Source organism: Chitinophaga sp. (assembly GCF_036569125.1).
Lineage (GTDB): Bacteria > Bacteroidota > Bacteroidia > Chitinophagales > Chitinophagaceae > Chitinophaga.
This window is the reverse complement of record NZ_DATCRF010000488.1, coordinates 1-5,326: the sequence shown is the minus strand read 5'-3', so window position 1 is coordinate 5,326 and position 5,326 is coordinate 1. Positions and strand designations below refer to the sequence as shown.

The following is a 5,326-nucleotide window of genomic DNA, read 5'->3' as shown; positions in this document are numbered from 1 at the left end:
TGAATTATAAGTTTAATAATAAATGGTCGTCCTCCACCTCTTTTAACTACGGTGGCATAGATGCCAAGAACCAGCTGCAATTCACGCCCACCCTGTTAAACGACAGTATGCTGAGCCGGCAGGTGCAGAAATACAATCACCATTACTACGCCGTGCAGGTAATGGAAAACATTAACGGGGAATTTAATTTAGGCCCTGTCAGGAACCGGGTAGTGATCGGCTTTGATTACCTGGCAGATGTTACCAAGCCTACCTATGTTCAGCGTTTCCTGTATGATTCTGTGAACTATACCAAACCGGCGGTGCCTTTCATTACCATTGAAAAAGTGAACCAGCGCCTGAGCCAGCAGCCCATGACCTCTGCTACCGCCAGTAAAACACTGCGTTATGGCGCCTATGCATCTGATGTAGTGAATATTACCGAACAGCTGCTGGTGATGTTAAGCCTGCGGTTAGACAAAATTGAATCCCAGGGAAGTAAGAACCTTTTAACAGGTGTTACCACCGGTGTATACGATAAATCCACCCTCTCGCCCAAGCTGGGTATTGTGTACCAGGTTATCAAAGACCAACTGTCTGTATTCGGTAACTATATGAATGGGTTCAACTATACCTCCTCCCTGGACATTAACGGCAATGTATTTAAGCCTGAAAAGGCTAACCAGCTTGAAGGCGGTTTAAAGCTGGAGATGCTGAACAAACGTATATCTGCTACCGCTACCTATTACAACATTGAAGTATCTGACAAGCTGCGCACCGATCCCAATGATAACCGCTACCTGGTGCAGGACGGCACGCAGCGCAGCAAAGGTTTTGAAGCAGAGCTGATCGCCAACCCTATTGATGGATTAAACATTATAGCCGGTTACGGTTATAACGACAGCAAATACACGAAAGCAGCGAAAGAGATTGAGGGCAAAACACCTGCCCGCGCGCCCGCGAATATGCTGAACGCATGGATCAGCTACCGGGTGGCTACCGGCGCAGTGAAAGGCCTGGGCCTGGGTTTTGGCGGTAATTATAACAGCAATAGCTTTTATGATGATGCAAATACTTTTACGAATCCTTCTTTTGTGGTGCTGAATGCGAGTGTTTTTTATGATCAGCCAAGGTACAGGCTGGGTATAAAAGCAGATAACCTGGGGGATCAACGTTATTGGGGACCGTATGGTAACCCGCAGCCGCCGCGGAGTATAGCGGGGAGCATAACGGTGAAGTTTTGATGGCTGAAGGCGGGCGTGTTGGGAATACGCCTGCCTTCCTCCTACCTTATCTTAATCTATAAACTCTTAAAACCAAAAGCATATTTAATTAAAATATCATCCTTAAAAACGCACCTTATATAATATGTATGTTGATTATACCTCCTGAGAAAATTTGATCTACCGTCAACAGTATAAACAAGTTGCTCCACTTTCCCATTTACGCTGGACTTATAGCTGTTCCCCAGTTTTTTAACCAGATCCCCCTTGCTTATACCTAAGGAAATTTTACTTGAAGTAATGAACTGTTCATCCTTTAAATGGATTGCCTGCTTAGGGATCTTATATGCGCTATCAACGCTCATCAGCTCAAATTCATCTACTGAATTTTTACTTCCGCCATAATGAAAAAATAAACGAAGGATCTGTGTTCCTGTTTTGTTCACAGCCTCTATTCTTGGCAGGGAGCCAGCTTGTTCGAACTGCTTGCTCCAGCTATTTTTACCTAGTACACGTTCGGTGCTTTCAGGATCATTAATATTTATATTATTAATCGCTGTATCCGGTTTAAGATCTTCATGGTGCTGACCGCTGGCAGTCGCAATCAAGGATAGCAGGCTTGATATTAGAAATATGATCTTCATATTGTTGATTGTTGAATGACATAATTACTTTTCCGGAACCTCATATAAAAGAACACATGTGTAATAACAAATGCCCCGTTGGTAATAGCAAACCATCCCAGATCATTGGATCCACTCAGGCTAAACATCATTAATATCAACAACACGGGTAAAAGAAAGAACGTAAGCATACAATAAACATGGTTACTACGGATGGTTGCGTACAGGTTAAGGTATACTGTCAATGAGCCAAGGGTTAATATGAGCATCCAGCATATACTCACTACTATTGTAATAAAAACAACCTGGTTTCCTTCCAGGCTGCCTCTTGTATCTGCATCGAAGGTATTAAGCCCTAAAAATGTTAGCACGCTGCTAATTAAGAAGGTCAGGAATAAATTCTTTGTTAGCTGTTTAGCAATAACTGATCGCATTATATACAATTTCTATATTAGTTCATCTCTCTTTTGTTGGCCCTTATACGCTTCTCATTCACTCACAGCTTCGCAATAAGCGCCTTCAGCGCTTCCTTTGTACTTGGAACATTCGTGCAGATCCTGGGATCCATTATATTGCCGCCAAAACCATCTTCTTCATCTGAGGCATCCTTTTCCAGCTTTTCCAGTGCAGGTTTCAGCTCTTTGGCATCCAGCTCCGCCAAAGATTCAATACACATTACCTGCACAAAACCGCGGCGCGTAGTATCACTGATCACATTCAGCAATGCCTGCCTGCTGCTATTTGTATTATAGGCTACCAAAGCTCTTGCCGCAGATACCTGGCTATGGAAATTATCATAGTTCAAAAAAGGCAGTATTAAATTTTCATCCGCAGCCAGTTTAAGATGATGCACACATTCCAGCGCTACATGCTGCAGAAAGAACGTATTGATCTCATCCTCTCCAAATCCTGCGGGCCTTTTGCTTAACTGCTCCTTTATAAAACTGCTGATCCCATCCTTGTCGTACGGCAAACCGTGATAGTTATTGAAGATGGCTGTCATTGCCTGCTCATACACCGTTACCGGTACCAGGGCCTGGTGATAGGTATGCCGGAAAGTGGCGCGTACATTGCCATCAACCACGTACTCATAACCGGCGGTAGGCGTGGCAATACAATACTTCCCATCTTTATTCTGCTGAATAAAGAAATAGCAGCTATCTATAGGTTCGGTATGAAATTCTGGTCCATGGCCGCCTGAAGTGCTGCAGATGTATAAAAGATAGAAGTCAGTGATGGTTAAGCTGTCTTTCAGCACTGTTCCGCCCAGCGTTTTAATAACCTGGATGGTAATGCCCTGTTTTTCATCGGCAGCAACAACTTTTGCCAATACAAAAGAGGTGGATCCTTTGATTACCTGGTCTGCCCATGGCTCGTCCCAGGTAGTGGCGTAGGATCGGGTGGTTGCAAACGTGATGGTTAACGTTAAGAGCAATAATAGTTTTCGCATGTTGTTACGGTTGTATAGGGAATGGTTTGTACTCGCCGTTATAAGATGGTCGTTAAATGAAGTGATTGTCCCTTGTTAACATACGCGAATTTAGTATAAATATTAATTAAAATCATAACTTTAAATTACAGTGCCAGCCCTCTTCCACATTGGTTATCAGCATTTCCATGATCAAGATATAGACTGTGTACACGTTTAAAAACGTAATTTCAATGTTATGGACGAACTCAATCACCGGACAACATCCAAAAATCCGACAAATAACTACGAAGTGCAACCGCTAATGGCCTTTTACTATTTTCTCCCATTAGTTGAGAAAAACAAATTTCAACAAATTGGCTTTTAGAATAGTTAAACGAAATAAAAAGGCCGGCATCATGATCAACTATGTCAGGATCATATTTTGCTGTATGCAGAAAAGCACTGTCGCGCACAAGATTCTTTACTAGTTTATCAAGCTTAAGTCCCTTATATACATGGCTCTTTCGTTCCATAAGCTCATAATAAAAGCCCTTATTTTTTCCATTGAGGTTCGTAATAAACATTAAATTAGCTACGTTGAGTCCTCTTGTTCCAATTATCATAATATTTTTATCATACTTTCTTGCTAACAATGTATAAATACTATCCGCATCGTGAAGAAAGCGATCAATTTTATAATCAGAGTAATATGAACATTTACAATTGGCTTTATTTGGGCCTTTTATTCCAATCGGCAGATGAATACGATCTAATATTAGAGTTTTAAATTCTTGTTTCCTGGCCTTATTCTCAGTACTATCAAAATCCTTGTTAATATATTTCCAATTGCCTATATACCCCCTTTTCTTAATGGCTACAAAGGCAAAATCTGTATATCCTATATCCAGGCTCATTCTAACCCTCGTTAATATTATTTCATCTCTTTTCCTGTTATAAAAGTAAATGTGATACCAATAGTCAGAAGAATCAACACGGCCGTCTGCAAAGCTATATCTTCCAGGAACCCTTAATGAACTATCATTTTCTTTTAACAACTCAAGAACATCAATCAATGGCTCTTCCGCAATTTTATATTTGTATCTTTCTTCGTAAGGATAATTGCCTGCAGGACTCAAATTGCATCCATAAACTGAACAGACAGCTGCAAATACTAGGATTATAAGCTTTCTCATAAGTGAAAATTAATTCTATCATTCCACCACTCCCACCATCACCCCAAAATCCCCATCCAGCTGCCGCCACTCCTTTTCCGGCACATACATCCTCGACACAAACCCATCCAGATACAACGCATTCCTGCATCCCAGGCTTTTAAAGTAACCTGCAAAATCGTAAAAGTTCACACCCTCCTTAGACATCACAAATATTACCCTGCCATCAGGCAAGATGCCTACCCCATTCCGGATATTCAGATTAGCAGAACCCTCTTTAAACGCGGCATGCAGCTGCCCGTCCATCAGTAACATAGGACCGGATTGCGTGGCATACTTCACTTTGCCGTTGTTCTTAAAGTCAGCTGTTTTGCAGATCACCGGGATATTATTTGTAGTAATGTAAAACACGCCATTAGGCTGCAGGTAAAAGTTGCCGTTACCGTTGGCAGTATCTAACGGCGAAAGGGTAATGCTGTTCTCAATGTACAAACCCAGCGGGGAATGATCGGGCTTATACATGCCGCCGTTCATAGCAAATACCAGCCGCTGTTTGTGCGTTTCCAGCCAGGTTTTTAAACGTTGGATACTCCCGAAAGGTTTATGCTGATCATCTTTCCAGTACAGCTGCAGTTGCTGCTTTTTAAGATCCGCTGTGTAGGTAATAAACCGGCTGCCGGCTGTTTGGGCATTCGCAGCAAAAGAAATAGTGAGCAACAAAATGGAGATACCTGCAAGTATCCGGCTTCGTTTCATGGTATAGGCGGGTTTACTTTGTATAGTTACGCCGATATATTTGTTTTTCCAAAATGCTGCCCGGGCTGCTGCTAAAAAAGAAGGGCAGCCCCTTCCGGAACAGCCCATCTATCAGAAACGTTACAGGCTTTACCTCCGAGTAATCGCCGGCGTAATTTTCCA

General features: G+C 42.2%; 5 protein-coding genes. 1 reads left to right on the top strand and 4 read right to left on the bottom strand.

Translation table 11 applies throughout. From position 1 onward, the window contains the following. The coding region (locus VIM87_RS18430) for a TonB-dependent siderophore receptor (protein WP_331998415.1) at positions 1-1,223 on the top strand (1,223 nt) is incomplete at its 5' end. Between the two features lie 56 nt (positions 1,224-1,279). Here the strand turns inward: VIM87_RS18430 and VIM87_RS18425 are convergent. The 4 genes from VIM87_RS18425 to VIM87_RS18410 all read right to left on the bottom strand — a co-directional run bounded on the left by VIM87_RS18425 (position 1,280) and on the right by VIM87_RS18410 (position 5,164). Further along, a complete protein-coding gene (locus VIM87_RS18425) occupies positions 1,280-1,846 on the bottom strand; it encodes a hypothetical protein (RefSeq protein WP_331998414.1) in 567 nt (188 codons plus the stop codon). Between the two features lie 475 nt (positions 1,847-2,321). Then, entirely contained in the window at positions 2,322-3,275 is a 954-nt protein-coding gene (locus tag VIM87_RS18420; protein ID WP_331998413.1) for a HEAT repeat domain-containing protein, read from the bottom strand. A 227-nt stretch (positions 3,276-3,502) separates the two neighbouring features. Beyond that, complete coding sequence (locus VIM87_RS18415) at positions 3,503-4,429, bottom strand: hypothetical protein (protein ID WP_331998412.1); 927 nt, start codon at positions 4,427-4,429, stop codon at positions 3,503-3,505. Positions 4,430-4,447: 18 nt separating this feature from the next. Further along, positions 4,448-5,164: a phosphodiester glycosidase family protein gene (locus VIM87_RS18410; protein ID WP_331998411.1), complete on the bottom strand. Its 717-nt coding sequence runs from the start codon at positions 5,162-5,164 to the stop codon at positions 4,448-4,450. Positions 5,165-5,326 lie beyond the last annotated feature (162 nt).

Excerpts from the sequence above, each read along its gene's own strand:
- VIM87_RS18415 (WP_331998412.1), bottom strand. The coding sequence starts at position 4,429 with ATGAGAAAGCTTATAATCCTAGTATTTGCAGCTGTCTGTTCAGTTTAT.
- VIM87_RS18425 (WP_331998414.1), bottom strand. The coding sequence starts at position 1,846 with ATGAAGATCATATTTCTAATATCAAGCCTGCTATCCTTGATTGCGACT.
- VIM87_RS18410 (WP_331998411.1), bottom strand. The coding sequence starts at position 5,164 with ATGAAACGAAGCCGGATACTTGCAGGTATCTCCATTTTGTTGCTCACT.
- VIM87_RS18420 (WP_331998413.1), bottom strand. The coding sequence starts at position 3,275 with ATGCGAAAACTATTATTGCTCTTAACGTTAACCATCACGTTTGCAACC.